This is a genomic window from Geothrix alkalitolerans (assembly GCF_022808885.1).
Taxonomy (GTDB): Bacteria; Acidobacteriota; Holophagae; order Holophagales; family Holophagaceae; genus Geothrix; species Geothrix alkalitolerans.
Genome location: NZ_JAKZLE010000002.1, coordinates 166755 through 186714, shown reverse-complemented (window position 1 = coordinate 186714; position 19960 = coordinate 166755). Strand labels below are relative to the sequence as shown.

General features: G+C 66.8%; 16 protein-coding genes and 1 tRNA gene. 3 read left to right on the top strand and 14 right to left on the bottom strand.

What is annotated here, in order from left to right; translation table 11 throughout:
* Positions 1–27: 27 nt before the first annotated feature.
* Both MLJ35_RS04920 and MLJ35_RS04915 read left to right on the top strand, forming a co-directional pair.
* Entirely contained in the window at positions 28–1428 is a 1401-nt protein-coding gene (locus MLJ35_RS04920; RefSeq protein WP_243383285.1) for an aldehyde dehydrogenase family protein, read from the top strand.
* A 56-nt stretch (positions 1429–1484) separates the two neighbouring features.
* Positions 1485–2753, top strand: coding sequence for a chloride channel protein (locus MLJ35_RS04915; RefSeq protein ID WP_243321173.1), 1269 nt, complete (start codon positions 1485–1487; stop codon positions 2751–2753).
* A 36-nt stretch (positions 2754–2789) separates the two neighbouring features.
* Here the strand turns inward: MLJ35_RS04915 and MLJ35_RS04910 are convergent, their stop codons facing one another.
* From MLJ35_RS04910 to MLJ35_RS04870, 9 genes are all read right to left on the bottom strand, one after another.
* On the bottom strand, positions 2790–3599 hold the full coding sequence (locus MLJ35_RS04910) for an SDR family oxidoreductase (RefSeq protein WP_243383284.1): 810 nt from the start codon (positions 3597–3599) through the stop codon (positions 2790–2792).
* A 41-nt stretch (positions 3600–3640) separates the two neighbouring features.
* Positions 3641–4417 (bottom strand): PhzF family phenazine biosynthesis protein, encoded by a 777-nt coding sequence (locus MLJ35_RS04905; RefSeq protein WP_243383283.1) that lies wholly within the window; start codon positions 4415–4417, stop codon positions 3641–3643.
* Positions 4418–4445: 28 nt separating this feature from the next.
* Positions 4446–6497 carry an ABC-F family ATP-binding cassette domain-containing protein gene (locus tag MLJ35_RS04900; protein WP_243383282.1) on the bottom strand — a complete coding sequence of 684 codons (2052 nt, stop codon included), beginning with the start codon at positions 6495–6497 and terminating at the stop codon, positions 4446–4448.
* Positions 6498–6603: 106 nt separating this feature from the next.
* Positions 6604–6679 (bottom strand) — tRNA-Ala (locus tag MLJ35_RS04895).
* A gap of 50 nt (positions 6680–6729) precedes the next feature.
* The gene (locus MLJ35_RS04890; protein WP_243383281.1) at positions 6730–8715 is read right to left on the bottom strand and encodes a LysM peptidoglycan-binding domain-containing protein; all 1986 of its coding nucleotides are present in this window, start codon (positions 8713–8715) and stop codon (positions 6730–6732) included.
* A 4-nt stretch (positions 8716–8719) separates the two neighbouring features.
* The gene (gene gcvH, locus MLJ35_RS04885; protein ID WP_243383280.1) at positions 8720–9106 is read right to left on the bottom strand and encodes a glycine cleavage system protein GcvH; all 387 of its coding nucleotides are present in this window, start codon (positions 9104–9106) and stop codon (positions 8720–8722) included.
* A 54-nt stretch (positions 9107–9160) separates the two neighbouring features.
* Positions 9161–10264, bottom strand: coding sequence for a glycine cleavage system aminomethyltransferase GcvT (gene gcvT, locus MLJ35_RS04880; protein ID WP_420843022.1), 1104 nt, complete (start codon positions 10262–10264; stop codon positions 9161–9163).
* A gap of 39 nt (positions 10265–10303) precedes the next feature.
* Positions 10304–11044, bottom strand: a complete 741-nt coding sequence (sfsA, locus tag MLJ35_RS04875; RefSeq protein WP_243383278.1) for a DNA/RNA nuclease SfsA — start codon at positions 11042–11044, stop codon at positions 10304–10306.
* Complete coding sequence (locus MLJ35_RS04870; RefSeq protein WP_243383277.1) at positions 11041–11592, bottom strand: D-glycero-alpha-D-manno-heptose-1,7-bisphosphate 7-phosphatase; 552 nt, start codon at positions 11590–11592, stop codon at positions 11041–11043. Before MLJ35_RS04870 ends, sfsA begins: the two co-directional genes overlap by 4 nt.
* Before the next feature lie 81 nt (positions 11593–11673).
* Here MLJ35_RS04870 and MLJ35_RS04865 point away from each other — a divergent pair, with 81 nt between their 5' ends.
* Positions 11674–12384: a CoA transferase subunit A gene (locus tag MLJ35_RS04865; RefSeq protein WP_243383276.1), complete on the top strand. Its 711-nt coding sequence runs from the start codon at positions 11674–11676 to the stop codon at positions 12382–12384.
* Here MLJ35_RS04865 and MLJ35_RS04860 read toward each other — a convergent pair.
* From MLJ35_RS04860 to MLJ35_RS04840, 5 genes are read right to left on the bottom strand one after another with little or no spacing between them, the layout of a single operon-like run.
* Positions 12365–14185, bottom strand: coding sequence for a response regulator (locus tag MLJ35_RS04860; RefSeq protein ID WP_243383275.1), 1821 nt, complete (start codon positions 14183–14185; stop codon positions 12365–12367). The genes MLJ35_RS04865 and MLJ35_RS04860 overlap by 20 nt on opposite strands.
* A complete protein-coding gene (locus MLJ35_RS04855; protein ID WP_243383274.1) occupies positions 14182–15852 on the bottom strand; it encodes a sensor histidine kinase in 1671 nt (556 codons plus the stop codon). Before MLJ35_RS04855 ends, MLJ35_RS04860 begins: the two co-directional genes overlap by 4 nt.
* 40 nt (positions 15853–15892) lie before the next feature.
* A complete protein-coding gene (locus MLJ35_RS04850; protein ID WP_243383273.1) occupies positions 15893–18379 on the bottom strand; it encodes a methyl-accepting chemotaxis protein in 2487 nt (828 codons plus the stop codon).
* A gap of 25 nt (positions 18380–18404) precedes the next feature.
* Entirely contained in the window at positions 18405–18935 is a 531-nt protein-coding gene (locus MLJ35_RS04845) for an RsmD family RNA methyltransferase (RefSeq protein WP_243383272.1), read from the bottom strand.
* Between the two features lie 12 nt (positions 18936–18947).
* The gene (locus MLJ35_RS04840; RefSeq protein ID WP_243383271.1) at positions 18948–19949 is read right to left on the bottom strand and encodes a beta-ketoacyl-ACP synthase III; all 1002 of its coding nucleotides are present in this window, start codon (positions 19947–19949) and stop codon (positions 18948–18950) included.
* Between the last annotated feature and the right edge of the window lie 11 nt (positions 19950–19960).

Genomic DNA, 19960 nt, shown 5'->3' with positions numbered 1-19960 from the left:
GCGGAACTCACCCATTCTGGAGCGCCCGTGACCTCTGAGGTGGAAGCCCTCTTCACCCGCCAGCGCGCCGCCCGCTGGCGGGTGGCGGCCACGTCCGCCGACCAGCGGAAGGCGAAGCTCAAGGCCTTGCTGGATGCCCTCATGGCCCACCGGGCCGAGGCCCAGGCGGCCCTGGCGGCGGACTTCCGAAAAGCGCCGGAGGAGGTGGACCTCACGGAGCTCTACCCCGTCATCTCCGAGATTCGGGATGCTCTGCGCCATCTGCCGCGCTGGATGAAGCCCCACCGGGTGCCCACCCCCATCGGCCTCCTCGGCAGTGTGGGCTGCATCGTCCACGAACCACGGGGCGTGGTCCTCATCATCAGCCCCTGGAACTACCCCATCTACCTGACGCTCGGGCCCCTGGTATCCGCCCTCGCGGCGGGCAACTGCGCCGTACTCAAGCCTTCGGAATTCACCCCTCACACCAATGCCTTCCTCCGGAAGCTGCTGGCTGGTCTCTTCCCGGAGGAGGAAGTGGCCCTGGTGGAGGGCGAGGCCGAGGCGGCCCAGGCCCTCCTGGCCCTGCCCTTCGACCACATCTTCTTCACAGGCAGCCCCGCCGTTGGGAAATCGGTCATGAAGGCGGCCGCCGAGCACCTGGCCTCCGTGACCCTGGAACTGGGCGGCAAGTCCCCCGTGCTGGTGGACGCGGACGCCAACCTGCGCGAAGCCGCCCGCAAGGTCGCCTGGGGCAAGGGACTCAATGCGGGTCAGACCTGCGTGGCGCCGGACTACGTGCTGGTCCACGCACGGGTGCATGACGCCTTCGTGAACGAGCTGAAGGGCGCCTTCGAGGCCTTCTACGGCGCCACGCCCGAAGCCCGCAGGGCCAGCCCGGATCTGGCCCGGATCATCAACGACCGGCATTTCACGAGGATTCATGCCCTTCTGAGCGGGGCCGAAGCCCAGGTCGCCTTCGGCGGCGAGACGGACGCCGCCACGCGCTACATCGGCCCGACGGTGCTCACGGACGTTCCCCCCACCGCGCCCATCATGCAAGAGGAGATCTTCGGGCCCCTGCTGCCCGTGCTGAAGGTGGAGGACATGGATGAGGCCGTGGCCTTCGTGAACGCCCGGCCCAAGCCCCTGGCCCTCTATGTGTTCAGCGGCAGTGGCCGGACTGCCAGGGCCCTCGTGGCACGCACCACGGCCGGGGGCGGTTGCATCAACGACGCGGTGCTGCACTTCGTCCACACGGGCCTCCCCACGGGCGGCGTGAACACCTCGGGCTTCGGCAAGGCCCACGGCCGCCACGGCTTCGAGGCCTTCTCCAACGCCCGGGGCATCCTGCGCCAGCCCACCCGCCTCTCGGCCATCCAGCTCATGTACCCGCCCTACACCGGTTTCGTACGGCGTATGATCGACTTGACGCTGAAGCACTTCTGACCTGACTCGGGCGCCATTCTTTCCGCGAGGCCCTCGAGGGCCTCTTGAGACGTTTCATGCAACTAAGCCACCTCCTCCAGTCGCGGGCCAAGCGCAGGAACCTCAGGGTCCTGGCGCACGGCCGCCGGATCGTCTTCCTCATGCTCCCCCTGGGCGCCTTCACCGGGTGGGTGATGGGCCTGGCCGCAGCCGCCTACCTCGCCCTCTTCGATTGGTTCAGGGAGAGCCTGACCCGGAACCATCTCGTTCTCCTGCTTCCCTTGATCGGCCTGCCCCTCGCCACCACGATCCTGGCCCTGGGCGGGGTCGGCGAGGTGACCTTGGCCGAAGACATCGAGATCTCCCACAAGGACCCCTACCGGGCCTTCCCTTTCCGGACCTCGTTCATCAAGGTGCTGGCCTGCTTCGCCACCATCTTCCTCGGGGGAAGCGCGGGCCTGGAAGGGCCGGGAAAGTGGTTCGGCGCCGCCATCGGGCTCCAGTGCCACCGGCTGGTCCGATCCCTGTCCCGCCGGCTCCAGTTCTTCCGCAGGCTCCTGATGGACGCGCACACCATGGTGGCATGCGGCGCGGCGGGAGCCCTGGCCTCAGTCTTCCGGGCGCCGCTGAGCGCGGCCCTGTTCGCGGCCGAGCATGATGGCACCCTCCGTTCGCTCAACCTGGTGCCCACCCTGGTGGCCTCCGCCGCCGGCTACCTGGTCTTCGCCGCGATGATGGGGCACCAGCCCCTGCTCACCCTCACCCGGCCCTACACCCTGGCCTGGCACGAGATCTGGATGGCCCTTCCGCTTGGCTTGGCCTGCGGCCTGGGCTCCAGTTTCTTCAGCGCCGCCCAGGCCACCTTCCGCCGGCGGCTCGCCTGGATCCCCCTTCCCCTGCGGGGACTGGCGGGTGGGGTGGGACTGGTGGTGCTCATGCTGCCGGGGCACCTCCTGCTGCCCGGCATTCCCGTGGCGCGGGGCGGAGGCGTGGAGCTTGTGAACCACCTCCTGGCGACCCCGCCCGACCTGCGCATGGCCCTCATCTTCCTGGGCGTGAAGATCCTGGCCACCGCCCTGACGCTCGGGTCAGGCGGCATCGGGGGCACCTGGCTGCCGGCCGTGGCCATGGGTGCCTGTCTCGGCTCTGCCTTCGACGCCTGGTTCCTGCCGGGCTATCCCGGGCTGCTCACGATGCTCGGAGCCACGGCCTTCGCAGGGGCCTTCAACGAGACGATGCTGGTCCCAGTCGTGTTCCTGGCGGAGACCACGGCCCAGGCCGCCCTGGTGGTGCCTGCCCTCGTGGCCACCGCCGTGGCCTTCCTGGTGGCCCGTGAATGGGACTGAAGTCGTCACCCCTTCATAGCCGCGGTGCCCGTTCCACTAGTGCCGTCCCACGAACTCGTCCATGCTGCGGTTCACGCCGAAGAAGCCGAGCACGGCGTCGAAGAGGAAGGGCGGGAGCACGCGAATGACCGGCACGGTCATCACGAAGCGGGGCATGATCAGACGCGAGCGGTTCCCTTCAATGGCGCCGAGGATGCGCCGCACCACGTAGTCGGGCCTGAGGATGGGAAGCAGCCATGCGAAACGGGTCTTCACGCCTTCGAACATGCCGGTGTCGATGAAGAAGGGGCACACCACCGTCGTGCGCACAGGACTCCCCAGGCGCCTCAGTTCCATGCGCAGGGATTCGTCAAAACCCACGGCGGCGAACTTCGAGGCGGAGTAGTCCACCAGGCGCGAGGTCCCCGCCAGTCCGGCGGCGGAGGCCACCGTGACGATGTGCCCTTTCCCCGCCGCCATCATGTCCGGCAGGAAGGCCCGCACAGTCCAGAAGTTCGCCAGGACGTTCACCTGGAAGGTACGCTCGATGGCCTCGTCGCTGCACTCCAGGAGCGTCTTCCCGGACACGATGCCCGCGTTGTTGATGAGGATGTCCACCCCGCCGCGGTGCTGGCGGACCTCCGCGCAGGCGGCCTGGACGGCCGCGCGTTCGGAGAGGTCCACCACGTAACCCTTGGCCTCCCAGCCCTTGGCCAGGATCGCCTCGCAGAGCGCATCCAGGCCCTTGGCATCCCGGTCCAGCAGGCTCACGCGGGCGCCGCGAGCGGCCACTCCCAGGGCCATGAGCCGGCCCAGGCCGCTGGCCGCACCGGTGATGAGGACGTGGGCGCCGCGAAACTGAGTCATCGAAAGCCTCGGGATGGGTGGCCCCATCCTATCAGCCGGGATCAGAGAATGAAGGTTCCCTCCAGGACCTTCACGGCTCGGCCGCCGATGGCCACCCGGTCGCCCCGAAGCTCGCAGATCAGTTCCCCGCCCCGCGGTGAGACCTGCAAGGCCCGCAGCCTTGAGCGTCCCAATCGCCTGGCCCAGAAGGGGACCAGCGTGCTATGGGCGCTCCCGGTGACAGGATCCTCAGGAACGCCAACCCGTGGCCCGAAGAACCGCGAAACGAAATCCGCCGCGTCGCCGGGGGCCGTGGCCACCACCGCGAAGTCGTCCATGCGCGCCACCGCCGCCATGTCGGGGCTCAGGTTCTTCACGGCGGCTTCATCCTCGAGAACGGCCACCAGATCTCGCGCCTTCCAGACTTCCCCCACGGCTGCGCCGAGGGCTTCCTCCAGACCCGGCGGCGGCGCCACGGCCACCGGCGGGCGGCTGGGAAAGTCCAGCACCAGCAGATCTCCTTGGCGATCCACCGCCAAGGGGCCGCTGCGGGATTGGAAGGTGATCTGGACCAGGTCTGGATTCTGCTCGAACAGCACGTGGGCTGAGGCCAGGGTGGCATGACCGCAGAGATCCACCTCGCAGGCGGGTGTGAACCAGCGGATGCGCCAGCCCTCCGGTTCCCGCACCACGAAAGCGGTCTCCGCCAGGTTGTTCTCTGCGGCGATGGCCTGCAGGATCGCCTCGGGAAGCCAACCGTCCAGCAGCATCACTGCCGCTGGGTTTCCCGCGAAGGCGTGGTCTGTGAAGGCATCGATCTGGTAGATGGGAAGCCGCATGCCATCTGGATACCACGGATCCGCAGGATCAGCGCTGGGCTTCCTCCAGGGCGGTCTGCGCGCCTTCCCAGTCGCTCATGGCATAGGCCAGGTCCGCTTCCAGCGTCTTCTGGGCATCCAGCTTGGCACTGAAGGCCTGCCAGTCGGCGGGGTCCATGGCGGCCATCTCTTTCTGGAGGCCCGCCAGCTTCACTTCCAGCTCCGCCACCCTGGCCTCGGCCTCGGTCACGTGCTTCTCGAAGCGCTTGATGGCCCGCTGCTTGTCCTTGTCGATGGGTTTGGGAGTCTGAGCCTGCGGCTTGACCGGGCTCTGCGGGTTCGTACCCGAGCCAGGCTTCGCCTGAGGCGAAGCCGGTTTTCGGGCAGGCTCGGGGTCGGGACTTCCGCTCCCTCCGCCGGACGCGCCGCGCCCCGTGCGCCGCTCCCGCTCGCCCTTCGGGGTCTCGGAGTCGGAGCCTCCGTCCGCACTCAGATCCAGGTCCACCCAGGCCTGGTGCTCTTCATAGCCGCCTTCGCGGAACTCGGCCCGCCCTTCGTGGATGCGCAGCAGCGAATCGGCCACGCGGCCCAGCAGGTAGCGGTCATGGGTCACCACGATGGCCGCGCCGGTGAAGCTCAGGATGGTGTCCTCCATGGCCTCCATGCTGGGGATGTCCATGTGGTTGGTGGGCTCGTCCAGCAGCAGCAGGTTCACGCCCTGGCGGATGAGCGTGGCGATGCTGAGCCGGGCACGCTCGCCGCCGGAGAGGGCCGTCACGGGCTTGTCCACGTCATCGCCGCGGAACTGGAACTTGGCCAGGAAGCCGAGCACATCCTGCTTCAGGGCCTGGGGGTTCACGGCGTGGATCTGCTGGAACACGGTGTTGCGCGGGTCCAGGTTCTTGTGGTGCTGGTCGAAGTAGCCCAGCTTCACCTGGCTGCCCAGGCGGGCCCGGCCGGTGATGAAGGGGATCTCCTCAGAGATGGCCTTCAGCAGCGTGGACTTGCCGGTGCCGTTGAGGCCCACGATGCCCATCTTCTGGCCACGCTTGATCTGGAGCTGCTCCAGCGGCGCGTAGAGGGCCTTGCCGTTCCAGCCCACGCTGGCGTTCTCCAGCACCAGGGCCACGTCGCCGCTGCGCTGGGTCTCGGGGAAGCTGAACTTCACCTTCCGCCGGTCCCGCAGGGGTTTCTGGATGCGTTCCAGCTTGGCGAGGTGGGTGCGGCGGCCCCGGGCCTGCTTGGTGTTCTGGCCCGCGATGTTGCGGCGGATGTACTCTTCCTGGTTCTTGATGTAGGCCTGCTGCTGCTCATAGTGGCGCTCCAGCAGCTCGAGCTCCTGCTCCTTCTTCTCCATGAACTCGGAGTAGTTGCCGTCGTAGGACCGGGAACGGCCCAGTTCCAGCTCCAGGATCTCGGTGGCGATCTTGTCCAGGAAGTAGCGATCGTGGCTGATGACGGCCACCGTGGCGTCCGTGTCCTGGATGAACGACTCAAGCCAGCGCAGGCTGGGCAGGTCCAGGTGGTTCGTGGGCTCGTCCAACAGCAGCAGGTCCTGCCCCTGGAGGATGGCCTTGGCAAGCATGACGCGGCTCTTCTGCCCGCCGGACAGCGTCTCCACGGGACGCTCAAAGTCCGCGGAACCGAAGCCCAGTGCCTGGAGGATGCTCTCGGCGCGGGCGCGGATGGTGAAGCCGTCGAGGTGTTCGAAGGCTTCCGTCACCTTCTGGTAGCGGGCCATCACCTCATCGAGGTCGGAACCCGCTTCGCCCATGCGGTGCTCCAGCTCGCGCATCTCGTGCTGCAGCTTCTCCACGTCGCCAAAGGCCGCCAGCGCCTCCTCCAGCACGCTGCCCCGGGTCTCCGGGACCAGGTCCTGGGCGTAGTGGCCCATGCGGATGCCGCGCTCCTTCGTGGGTTTCACCACCGTGCCGCTGTCGGCTTCCAGCTGGCCCAGCAGGAGCTTGAAGACAGTGCTCTTGCCCGCGCCGTTGCGGCCGATGACGCCCCAGCACTCGCCCTCCTGGATGGCCCAGGTCACATCCTTCAGCACCTCCTGGGGGCCGAAGCGGAGATCGACATGGTTGAGGGAAGCGAGCATGGGGTTTCAGCTTTCGGCTATCAGCCACAGCTATCGGTGGAAGGGTCGCTGACAGCTGATAGCAGAAGGCTGACAGCAAGAAGGCCACCTTTCGGTGGCCTTCGTTTGGTGGAGCCAATCGGGATCGAACCGACGACCTCTTGCATGCCATGCAAGCGCTCTCCCAGCTGAGCTATGGCCCCAATGGGGAAGACCCAGTATCACACTCCTTTGCGGCTTCCGCAAGCACAGATCATCGGGGTGACAGGCGGAGCTTCTGGCCCGTCTTGACACGGTCGCCCTTCATCCGGTTCCAGGCCTTGAGATCCTTGGGATCCAGACCGTACTTCCGGCCGATGGCAGCGAGCGTCTCGCCGCGATGGACGACGTGGATGCGGGGCGTGGCTTCCGTCTTTCCAGAGGCGCCGACCCCCTTGGCGCCAGGCAGCAGCACGCTGTCCCCGGGGTGCAGAGCCTTCACGGCTTCCGGGTTGAGTCGCATGAGCTCGCCCAGTGAGATCTTCCGGGCCCGGGCGATCTTGGCGAGGGTGTCGCCTGGCTTGGCTCGGTAGGTGGTACCGGTGGATGTCGGCTCGGGGGGTGTGGCGTCGGTCCGATCGGCCTTGGCTACGGATCCGGGCTCGCCCGCGGATGCCGGAGGAGGAGCCTCGGGCCGAGCGGGAACTTGAGCAACTGCGGAGGCGGTGCCGCGGCCTCCTTCGACGGCCGGAGCCAGAGCGCCATCCGGAGGAGGGGCGGATACCAGGGGAACGACCGGGAGGGGATCCAGGGGCCGATCGCCCAGCAGCTTCACGCGTTCGATCCTGGGCGCGAGGTCCCGCGCATCCGGAAGCAGGCTGGGCGCCGGAGGAATCAGCAAGCGTTTCCCAGGCTTGAACTGCCGGGCGGTGATGTCATTGGCATCGAGCAGGTCATCGGGTGTCAGCCTGAACCGTTTTGCGACCTTCACGAGGGTATCGCCCCGCCGGACCGTGTAGTGCTGGAAATTCAGCCGCCGCCCGGCCGGCATGCGGGCAAGCTGCCGAATGGACTCCAGCGCCTTGCCCGGGGGCACGCGGAGGGTGTAGCTGCCTGGAGGCGTGGAGCCCCTCAGCAGCTCAGGGTTCAGGGCCTTCAGGGTGGAGGCGTCCGTCCCGGCGCACCTGGCCAGCACCGCGAGACTGGTCTGGTTGGGGACGGGAACCGTCTCGTAGACATACGGCGCAAGCGGAGCGATGTTGAGGCCGTACCGGGCTGGGTTTCGCCCCACCAGGATCGCCGCGCAGAGCTCCGGCACGTAGTTCTTGGTCTCGGTGCGCAGCCAGCGGGAGCGGGCCAGGTCCCAGAAGTTTCGCGTGCCCACGTTCTGGATGGCGCGCTCCAGGGTCAGGGGGCCGGCGTTGTAGCCGGAGGCCGCCAGATACCAATCCCCGGAAATCTCGTAGAGGCGCTTCAGGTATCGGGCCGCGGCCCGGGCGGACTTGACCGGATCGCGCCGTTCTTCGATCCAGGCATTGGCGGTCAGCCCGTAGATCCGCCCGGTGGAGCGGATGAACTGCCACATGCCCACGGCCTTGGCCCGGCTCTTGGCTTCGTTGCGGAAGCCCGATTCGATGACCGCGAGGTAGGCCAGGTCCGAAGGAACGCCCTCCTCGGCGAAGACTTGCCGGATCATGGGCATGTACACCGAGGCGCGACCCAGGGCGTTCTCCATGAAGCCGCGCTTGGTGGTGGTGAAGACGCTCACCCAGGTGAGCACTTTGTCGTTCAGGTCGATGGGGAAGTCATAGGTCGCCCCCTGTTCGGCCGCGCGCACCTTCTCCAGCTCACTCTTGAGCTCCTCGCCGCTGATGGAGATCACCTCCTCGGCGGCCTTGAGCCCGGGTTCTGCCTCTCCCGGCGCCTCGGGCTCTTCAGCACCCAACTGGTCCTGCACTTCCTTCAGGCGCTGGATCAGCTCCAGCACCTCCGGCCTGCGGAGCAGCTCGGGAGACCAATCGGCCATGAGGACGTCGGCCTCATCCGAGCGGGTTCCGGCCGTGTCTTCATCGTCCGCCTCCAGAGCCTTCTCGGCGGCCTCGACCAGGGAGCGCAACCGCGCGATCCGCGTCGCATCGGATTCGGGCGCCCGGGCGGGAGCGACCACCACCTGGGGCACTCCCGGAGGCTGGGCGGACGGCAACGGTCCCGGGACCGGCACCGTCCCCCAGAGCAGGGCTGTCAGAAGCGGAAACGGCATGAGCCTAGTGGCTTTCCGCGCTCACCAGGGCTTCGTAGGCGGCGGCATCCAGCAGGTCGGCGGACAGGGCGCCGGCCAGCTTGATCTTGACCATCCAGCCCTTGCCGTAGGGATCCTCGTTCACGGCTTCCGGATGGTCGGCCAGGGCCGCGTTCACTTCGACGACTTCGCCAGCGGAGGGCATGTTCAGCTCGGACACCGTCTTCACGGACTCCACCGTGCCGAACTCCTCGCCAGCTCCGAAGGAGGCGCCGGCCTCCGGCAGGTCCACGAACACCACGTCGCCCAAGGCGTCCTGCGCGTAATGGGTGATACCCACCAGCGCGGTGCCGTCGCCCGCGGGCTTCACCCACTCGTGGTCCTTGGTGTACTTCAGATCGGCAGGGAACATGAATCCTCCAGGTTGGTCTATGGGAACTGATAGCTGAGAGCTGATGGCCGAGTGCTACTTCTGGCGCTTGTAGAACGGCGTGGGGATGATCTCCGCATCCACCGCCCTGCTGCGGATCTCGATCTGGATCCGCCCGCCGACCTTGGCCAGCTCGGTGGGGACGTAGGCCAGACCCAGGTTGAAGCCGCAAGTGGGCGAGGGCGCGGCGCTGGTGACGAAGCCGATCTGCTTGCCAGCCTGAACCACGGGCATGTGGTCGCGGGCAATGTCGCGCTTCTCCAGGGTCTTGAAGCCCACCAGCTTCCTGGGCGCGGGAGCCGCCTTCGCCGCCAGCAGGGCCTCGCGGCCGATGAACCCGCCCTTGTCCATCTTCACGATCCAGCCGAGCCCCGCCTCCAGGGCGTGGATGCTGTCATCGATTTCATGCCCGTAGAGGGCCATCTTGCACTCGAGGCGCAGGGTATTCCTGCAACCCAGACCCGCGGGAACGAGTCCAGCAGGCTTTCCGGCCGCCAGCACGGCATTCCAGAGCTTCTCCGTGTCCTCGGCGGCACAGTAGAGCTCGAAGCCGTCCTCGCCGGTATAGCCCGTGCGGCTGATGAGACACTTGATCCCCGCCACCTCGCCATGGGTGAAGAAGTAGTAGCCGATGGGCTCGAGCTGGGTCTTCGTGAGGGGCTGGAGGATGCCCACCGCCAGCGGGCCCTGGAGGGCGATCTGGCCCGTGGCCGGGCTCTCGTTCACCACCGTGCAGTCGAACGCCGCGGCGTGCTTCTGGACCCAGGCGAAGTCCTTGTCGATGTTGCCGGCGTTCACCACAAGGAGGAATTCCTGCTCGCCCTCGCGGTAGACCAGCAGGTCGTCCACGAAGGTGCCGTTCTCATAGAGGAAGGCGGTGTAGTGCACCTGGCCCAAGGCCAGCTTGGAGACGGCGTTCGGGGTGAGGTGCTCCACCAGGGCCAGGGCTCCGGGGCCCTTCACGCGGAACTCCCCCATGTGGCTCACGTCGAAGAGGCCCGCCTTGGTCCTGACCGCTTCATGTTCCGCGATGATTCCCGTCGGATACTGCACGGGCATGTCCCATCCGCCGAAGTCCACCATCTTGGCGTTCAGGGCGCGGTGGGCGGCGTTCAGAGGCGTCTTCATCAGCTCGGACACAGATACGGACATGGGGAACTCCGGTTGGGAAGCCCCAGTCTATCGCCGGGGAACCCAGGGCAGAAGGCCCGGTAATTCCCATCCCAGCCTCCACAGACCGCTCTCCTCCTGCCTTGTGATCAGGCGCACAGCCAGCGGCAGGACCAGCACGCCGGTATCCGCCGCGCGATCAAGTTCCTCGGCATAGGTTGCATCGATCTCGCGGGCCGCGTCGAACCGGTCCACGTCCGTGCGGTGCACGAACAGGGCGATGGCGGCGCGGTGACCTTGGTGGACCATGGCCTGGAGTTCACGCAGGTGCTTGGTTCCACGTTCGGTCACAGCGTCGGGGAAGAGGGCCCAGGGGCCGTCCTTCAAGGTGGCGTTCTTCACCTCGATGAAGACCTGGCGGCCTTCTCCATCCTCGGCCAGCACATCGATGCGGCTGTTCTCAGCGCCGTATCTCACCTCCGTGCGCACCCCCTGCAATCCAGGCAGCCCAGGCAGCGCATCCCGCCGGGCGGCCTCGGCCACCACCCGGTTCGGCATGCCGGTCTCCACGCCCACCCAGCCGCCGGCCCGCTCCACCGCCAGCCAGGTGAACTTCAACTTGCGATTGGGGTTTGAGGAGGGTTCCAGCAGCACCCGATCCCCGGCCTCCCAGCATGTCTTCATGGAACCCGTGTTGGTGGTATGGACGGTGACAATGGAACCATCCCCCAGCCTCACGTCCGCCAGGAACCGCTTGTAGCGCGTGATCAGCGTTCCCGGCACCAGCCCGGCCTTCTCGACCAGGATCATGGCCACTGGGCCAGGATGCGTTCCACGGCTTCCGACAGGTCCGCGGCCACTAGGTCTGCCATGGACCCATCCACCTCGACCCCATAGCCCGTGCGGACCAGGGCCACCCGACACCCCGCGCGGCGGCCGGCCTCCAGGTCGATGGCCTTGTCTCCGACCATCCAGGACCCGGCCAGATCGAGATCATGCTCTTCCGCCGCTTTCAGCAGCATGCCCGGGTTCGGCTTGCGGTCCGGGTGGTCCGCCACGGCATACTCACCCTGCCCCTTCTCGTGGTGGGGGGCGGCGTACACCGCGTCGATCCAGGCGTTCTCCAGGGCAAGCAGCGTCCCCATGCGGCTCATGACGGCGGCGAAATCCTGCCATCCGTACTTCCCCCGCCCGATCCCGCTCTGGTTCGTGACCACCACCACCGGGATGCCCTTGGCATTGAGACGGGCCACGGCCGCTGCAGAGCCCGGAATCATCGCCAGGCGGTCCGGTTCGCTGAGGTAATCCACCTCCTCGTTGAGGGTGCCGTCACGATCCAGGAACACTGCTGCCTTCACGGAGCCTCCTCCCGGTTCAAACAGGGACTGGAGCAGGATGCCAGAGATGGCACACTGTTGGGCCGCTCCGAGGTTCCCACCATGATCGACAAGCGCATCAGTACCGCCCTGGAAGCCGTGAAGGACATCCCCGACGGGGCCCACCTCGCCGTAGGCGGCTTCGGCCTCTGCGGCATCCCAGAGCATCTCATCGCCGCCCTGGCCCAGACCGGCGTCAAGCGCCTGACCTGCTATTCCAACAATGCCGGCGTGGATGATTTCGGCCTGGGCATCCTCCTCCAGAACCGCCAGATCCACAAGATGGTCAGCAGCTATGTGGGCGAGAACGCCGAATTCGCCCGCCAGTTCCTCAGCGGCGAGCTGGAGGTGGAGCTGGTGCCCCAGGGCACCCTGGCGGAGCGCATGCGGGCCGGCGGCGCCGGCATTCCGGCCTTCTTCACGCCCACGGGCGCCGGCACGAAGGTGGCGGAGGGGAAGGAAACCCGGCAGTTCCATGGGCGCGAATGCGTGCTGGAACAGGGCATCTTCGCCGATTTCGCCCTGGTGAAAGCCTGGAAGGCGGACCGCCTGGGCAACCTCGTCTACCGGAAGACCGCCCGCAACTTCAACCCGATGGCCGCCACCTGCGGCAAGGTCTGCATCGCGGAGGTGGAGGAGATCGTCGAGGTGGGTGAGCTGGATCCCGATGCCATCCACACCCCCGGCATCTTCGTCCACCGGCTCGTGCTGGGAACAGCCTACGAGAAGCGGATCGAGAAGGTGGTGACGCGCGTCAGTCCATCCGGAGGCTGAGCCGGACGATGGTTCCATGAGGGGCGGCCATGAGCTCGACGGCACCCCCGTAGGCGGTCATGAGCTGGGCACAGGACGGCAAGCCAGCCCCGGGGCGTCGCCCCGGCTCCGGGGCCGGAGCCTCGGGCCGCAGCCCTGACAAGGGTTCGAACGCCCGCTCCAGGAGTTCCGGAGCGATGGGACCACCGTCGTCCTCCAATTCAAGGCGGAAGTGCCGTTTTCCTCCCCAGGAGCGCAGCTGGATCCGTCTCGTGGCGCCTCCCAGCGCATGGGCCACGAGGTGCCCCAGCACGTCCGAGAAATCGGTGGAAACCCCGAAGATCAGGTCCCTGGGGGCCTGGAGGTTGAGGTCCATCGGGAATTCCGGAGGGAGCGTCCCGTCCACGTGCAAAATCTCCAGTTCCTGATGGATCAGGTCGTGCAGGTGGATCCACTCCGGGGCGCTGGCTTCGACCTGACCCGTCCGGCGGAGCAGGACCCGGACCAGGTCGTCCACCTGGGCGATGGCGCGGCGGATCGATTCCATGGAACGCTGGCAGGCCTCCCGCTCGTCGGGAGGCGGGATGTCGGCCCGCTCCATGTGGACGGACAAGACGTGGCTCTCCTCCTTCAGGGTCCGAACCGGCATCTGGAGGCGCTGGGCCATCTGGAGGAAGAGGGCGCCGAGGGCGGTCTTCCGATCCTGGGCCACCAAGGCGCGCTGGGCGTTCTTGAGCTCCGCATAGGTGGACTCGAGCCCCTCGTAGCTGGTGCTGAGGGCCCGACTGGTCTCGTCCAGGTGGCTGATGAGTTCGGCGTTCTCCACCGTGACCTGGAGGCTGCCGGCATAGAGGGCGGCCAGCTCCATCTCGAAGGCCTGGAAAGCCGCGCCGGAGCGATCCGCCGCGAGGAACCCCCAGAGCCGGTCCTCGCCGGAGCGGCTGCGAAGGGGCAGCAGCAGCGCCTGGGCCCTCGGGTCCCACAACCCCAGATCGATCCCCTGCTCCCAGGCCGCTGTCTGGCGGAGCTCCGTGTTCATGAGGACCAGGCCGGCCGGAAGCGCCTCGACTCCGGTGGCCAGAGGCTGCTCCCTCGGCAGCACGGGCGTCTCCACCATCCCACCGGAACCCCAGGTCCAGCCTTGGAAATAGGCCCCGCTCGAGTGGAGATGGTAGGTGGTCAGGTGCTCAAGGCTCAGTTCTTCCCGCATCTGCCCCAAGATCCTCGAGCGGATCTCGCCCACGTCCCTGAGGGGAATGGTCTCCCTGCCGAGGGCCAGCAGCCTGGAGAGGTGGTGGCTGCGCTTCTCCAGCACGGCCTGCACTTCCAAGAGCTTCCGGTTGCCCTCCTGCGCCTCCCGAAGCTGGGCCTCCAGATGCTCGACCACCTGGTGGGTGAACTGCCGGAGGGCCGCGCCTTCCCGCCCCTGCTCGAGGCGATCACGCTGTCCGCCGAGGTAGGCCTCGACCTGACCCACGAACAGGAACGGATCGATGGGCTTGGAGATGAATCCATCGCAGCCGGTCACCAGCGCGGTCTCCCGGTCGCTGCGCATGGTCTTGGCCGTGAGGGCGACAATCAGGACGCCGTTCATGGACGGGTTCTGGCGCAGCTTGGTGGCCACCTCGAACCCTGAAAGGCCGGGAAGGTTGATGTCCAGCAGGATCAGGGCCGGCTTGAGCTGCACGGCCATCTCGTACCCCTTCAGGCCGTCGTCCGCCCAGTGCGGCTCGAACCCCGCCTGGGAAAGCAGACGGTGGACCAGCCGCCAGTTCATGGCGTTGTCTTCGATGCAGAGGATCTTTCGGGGGTCGCCGCTCATGCCGCCACCCCGGAAACCAGGGGCAGCTCCACCTCGAAGACGCTGCCCTCGCCCTTGCGGCTGGAGGCCCGGATGCGGCCGTTCATGAGGTCCATGAACCGCTGGCTGATGGCCAGCCCGAGGCCCGTGCCGCCGAAGCGCCGCGAGATGCTCCCATCCACCTGCTGGAACGGCTTGAACAGGCGGCCCAGGTCCTCTTCCGTCATGCCGATGCCTGTGTCCTCGATGCGGACGAGGAACCGGCCTCCAACGGCCTCCGCCGTGATCCGCACGGATCCGCTTTCCGTGAACTTGATTGCGTTGCCCACGAGATTCGTGAAGACCTGCCGGAGGCGGTCCCGGTCCCCCATGACGCGGAAGGAGCCCTCAGGGCGCTGATACTCCAGGATGATGGGGCGATCCTGGACCAGGCCTGCCGCCATGGCTTTCACTTCGTCCAGCAATGCCACGGGATCCACCTCCTCGAGGTCCAGGGCCATCTTGCCTGCTTCGATCTTGGAGAGGTCGAGAATCGAGTCGATCAGACCCAGAAGGGACCGCCCGTTCTGGTAGATGATCTGAAGATCCTCTTTTACCTCCTCCCCCAGCCTTCCGCCGGGATCCTGCATGAGCATGCCCGAGAATCCGATGATGGAGTTCAGGGGGGTCCGCAGTTCGTGGCTCACGTTCGCCAGGAATTCGTCCTTCAGGCGGTCCACCTCCTTCAGCTTCTGGTAGCTGGTGAGCAGGCTGTCATTGAGATCCCGCAGCTCCCGGGTCTTCTCCTGGACCTTCTCCTCCAGGGTGCTGGCCCAGGCCTTGAGCTCCATCCGGCTCTGCTCCAGCCCGCGGGTGCGCTCCTGGACGAGCTGCTCGAGGTTGGCGCGGATCTCCTCCAGTTCCCAGATGGTTTCCATGAGCTGGCGGGTGCGCTCCTGGACGCGGTATTCCAGCAGGCGGTTCTGGCGCTCGATCTCGTCCCGGGAAACGCGCAGCTTGTCGGTCATCACCTCGAAGGATTGGCTCAGGTCCTGGATCTCGTCTCGCGTGGAGACCTTCACGGAGACCGTCTCCAGGTGGCCCTGGGCCACTTTCTGGGCGGCCTCGGTCAACTGGATCACCGGCCGGAGGTAGCGGTTCGACAGGAAGATCGCCGCTCCAATGCCCACCACCAGGGTCACCAGACCCACGGCCAGACTCGCGCGGATGTTCTCCCGGACGGCCCGCTGGATCCCCTCGGTGGTGAAACCGAGCACGAGGGTGCCCACCTGGTCGGCCCGCGGCTCCTCGTAGAAGACCGGCGCCACGGCCACTAGCATGTTGCTTTCCCGGCGGGTGTACGTGTGGGAGATCCCATCCCGCAGCACCTGGCCCGTGGCCCACTCGGGGGTGGTCGGCGTGCTGTCCAGGGCTTCCCCGTCGTAGCCGTAGACAGCGCTGAACCGGAAGGAGGGGATGTTCTGGACGCCCTGGAGCACCTTGGCGATGTCCCGGGTGTTCCCCTTGCTCACCGCCGGGCCCAGGGCATAGCTGGCCGTCTCGGCCACCTGGCGGGCGCTCAGTTCAGCCTGGGCGCGGATCTGCTGTTCCACCCACCGCGGGTAGTAGAGCAGGTTGAAGGCGATGAACGAGAGGACCAGGATGCTGATGACAGCGCTCAGCTTGGTCTTGATGGACAGGCGGTACATGCAGGGGCCCGGGGAAGCGGCTTCCAGCCTAACAGTAGCGCTACAACTTGAAGAGGTTCACCTCTCGGTTGAGCATGTGGACCTGGACCCCCAGCTGTTCCACGGCTCCGCTGGAGTCCTCGATGGCCCGTTCGCTCTCCAGGGCCTTACCCAGTACCCGGTTCATGGTCTCCTTCAGGGACAGCACGTGGTTCTCCTGGCGAGCCAGGATCTCGTGGAGGCTGCTGGCCAGGGTCCTGACCTGCTCCGTGGCCTTCGCGATTTCATCGCTCCCCGCGCTCTGCTCCCGGGTCGAGTCCCGCACCACGCTGGTCGCCTGCTGGACGTTCATGGCCAGGGACAGGATGTGGTTGCTGGTCTGCTGCTGCTCGTCCATGACCGAGCGGATCGTCTCCACCTGGTGGTGGATGTTCCGGTTGGCCTCGTGGATCATGCTCGCCTGGCCGCCCTGCTGGAGGGTCTCGCTGAGGATGCTCTCCACGACCCGGTCCATGCCTCCGACGGATTCGAGGATGGCCCGGAGGGCCTCTTCGCTCTGGACCACGGATTCCGCCCCGTCCCGGACGGCGTCGATCCCCAGTTCCACCTGCTGGTAGGCCTTCCGGATCTCCGCCTGCAGGGTGCCGATGATCTGCTGGATCTCCTGGGTGGAACGTCCGGTCTGCTCGGCGAGTTCCTTGATCTCGTCGGCCACCACGGAGAACCCCTTGGCCTGTCCCTCCCCTGCCACGCCGCTCTGGGACGCGATGATGGCTGCGTTCAGGGCCAGCAGGTTGGTCTGCTGGGCGTGGCTTCCGATGTAGTCCAGGATCTTCGCGATGTCCGTTCCCTGCTGCAGCAGGGTGCGCGTGGTGCTCTGGAAGTCCTGGACGACCCGGTCGATCACCTGGATCTTGTCCCGGTTCCTCGCCACCAGCTCCATGCCCCGGGCCACGGTGTGGATCACATTCTTGGCGTAGCGCCGGGCGATCTTCACGTTGTCGTCGATGGCAGAGGCGCTCTGCTCCAGGTTCTCCGCGAACTCGCGTGTGTGCTCGGCGTGGCCGGCGAGGTGGTCGACGTTCTTGCCCACGTTCTTGATGGAGATGTCGAAGTCGCGGATGGCGGAGGTGATCCCCTCGACCACGAGCAGCAGCTCATCCATGCTCCGGTTGATCTGCTGCACGCTGGCGGCCATCTGGACGATGGTCGAGTTGGTGTTCTCGGAGGCTAGGCTCAGCTCCATGGAGCTGGCGCTGATGCTGATGGAGGTGTCCGTCAGCTCGTTGATCTCCTCATGGAACGACTCGATGAGCTCGCGCTGGCCATGGCTGGACTGGCGGACCCCGTCCGCGGACTCCCGGATCGCGCTGGAAGCCCTCGCCAGGTCGCGACTGGCCGAACGGATCTGGACCACCATGCCCCGCAGGCTCCCCACCATGCGGCCAAAGCCTTCGGCCAGGGTGGCCACCTCGTCATCGCTGTAGACGGCCTCGAGGGTATCGATGCGCCCCTCCCCCACCCGCTTGGCGTTGCGGCTGAGCAGCAGCAGCGGCTGCTGAACATCCCGGAGGATCAGCTGGATGAAGTAGATCAGGAAGATCCCGGCCAGGAGCAGGATGGCCAGGCTGGGCCGGAACGCCTTCCAGATAGCGTCCGCGTATTCGGCCTCGGGGATCACCGCCCGGAGCTTCGAACCGTCCGGGAGGGGCTGGATCACGACGATGTCTCCGCCTCCTCCCGGTTGGAGGCGGGAACCGAGCAGGTTCCCACCCTTGCTCGCAGGGAGCTGGAGCGAAATGCCGCCGCCGGTACCCAGCCTCAGCGTGCCCATGAAGGCATCCAGGTCTTCCGGTGTGGTGTTCATCTCCTGCACGAAGGCCACGGAATCCTCGAGGTTGGCCAACTCGTTCCTGGCATAGCTCGTGACTTTGGTTCGGATGGAGGACTGGAGCGTGAGCCCCGACACCAGGAGGGAGAGCATGAGCACGCCCCCGGTCATGGCCAGGATGCCGAAGCCGAACTTCGCCCGCAGGCTGGTGGCGAAACGCGCATCCGATGCAGTGAACCCGGGCTGCCCGGCCATGAGCCGGTAGATCTTCATCAGGTTCTGCTTGGTCAGGAAGTACTGGCTGATGGCAGCCAGCGCCACCACAACCAGGGAAATGGCCGCCATGACCGAGCTCACCAGGATGCTCTGGCCCAGGCGCAGCTTCACCCATATGTAGGTCCCGGCGCTCAGGCAGGCCCCAAGGTAGAGGAAGAGCAGCGAAGAAGTCTGGGGGAACCGGGTCAGGGAGCGGTAGAGGTCCGCCCTGAGAATTCCCCCCGCCAGGAGGCCGTCCAGGCGGTGGATCTGAAGCATCGAGGCCCCCACCGCCAGCGCCAGCAGGCCCGCCATGGAAGCCAGCCCCGGGAGGGTCAGCCGGAATTCCGGAGGCGCCGTGAGCACGAACAGCAGGAACCCCACCAGAAAGGCCGAAAGCCAGACCAGCCCCGTGCTCCGCTTCAGTCGGGTGAGCACCATGGCCAGGACGGACGCATCCACCTTGGCGGGAACCTCAGCCTTGAAATCAAGCTGGGGTCCAGAAATGGAATCGGGCTGCACCATACTCGCGTGTTTCGGCCAGAGCCCAGCCGTCCTGTAATTCCAGCCGGATGCCCCGCTCCGTCTCGAACACGAGGACACCTCCCTCCGCCATCCAGGGCCTCAGCCGGGCCGCCATCCGGCCCCAGAGAGCCTCAGCCTGGTCGTAGGGAGGATCCAGGAACACCACCGCCTGGTCGCAGAAGGCATCCCCGGGCAGTCGGCGGAAATCCACGCGCATCGTCTTGATTTCGGTCGCGTTGGCATTCTTCAGCAGGCAGGACCACCCGGGTTCGGTGGCCTCCACGCACGTGACTGGCCCGTACCCCCGGGAATACGCCTCGAGCCCCACCGCGCCGGTACCCGCGCACAGGTCGAGGAAAGGGCCCGAAGGCCATCGCTGGAGAATGGAGAAAAGCGCCTCGCGGGCCCGGTCGGAGGTCGGCCTGACCCGGAGATCGCCGGCCGGGGGGGCCGTCAGGCGCCGCCCTTTCAGGCTTCCGGCGATGATCCGCATGGTGCCGGAAGCTCAGTAGGCCCAGCGCAGGAGCGTGGAGCCCCATGTGAAGCCCGCGCCGAAGGCGGACAGAACCACCAGGTCGCCCTTGGCCATGCGCTTCGCCTCCACGGCCTGATGAAGGGCGGTGGGGATGGTGGCCGTGGTGGTGTTGGCGTAGCGGTCGATGTTCACCATCATGCGGGAAGGGTCGAGCTCGAGCCGCTTGGCGGCGGCATCCATGATGCGGATGTTGGCCTGATGGGGCACGAACAGCTTCAAATCGCTGCCGCGGAAGCCGTTGCGGTCAAGGAGCAGCTTGCTGTTGTCGGCCATCTCGCGCACGGCGTTCTTGAACACTTCGCTGCCGGCCTGGTGGATGTAGTGCTCCTTGGCCGCCACCGTCTCCGCGGTGGCGGGCTTCAGCGAACCACCCGCAGGCATGAACAGGAAGCAGCCGCCGGAACCGTCCACCTTGTGCTCGAAGTCGAGGATGCCGAGGCCATCGTCCACCCGCTCCACGATCACGGCGCCGGCACCATCCCCGAACAGAACGGCGGTGGCGCGGTCTTCCTTGTTGATGATGGTGGACATGATGTCCACGCCCACCACGGCCACCCGGCGCACGCCGCCGGCGGCCACCAGACTGGAAGCCGTGGTCAGGGCATAGAGGAATCCCGAGCAGGCGGCATTCAGGTCGAACCCGAAGGCGTTGGTGGCGCCCACCATGTCCTGAATGCGGCAGGCCGTGGCCGGGAACAGGGTGTCGGGGGTCACGGTGGTGACCAGGATCAGGTCCAGCTCCGAAGCCTTGATGCCACGGCTGTCCAGCGCCATCTGAAGGGCCGGGGCGCCCAGCTGGGAGGCGCCGGTGCCGGGTTCAACCCAGCGACGCTCGCGGATGCCGGTGCGGGTGCGGATCCACTCGTCGTTGGTCTCCATGATCTTGGAGAGATCGTCGTTGGTGACCACGTTTGGGGGAAAACATTGCCCAGTTGCGGTGATTCCGACGGGGGCGGCAAGGCGACGGTTCAAGGGAGCCTCCG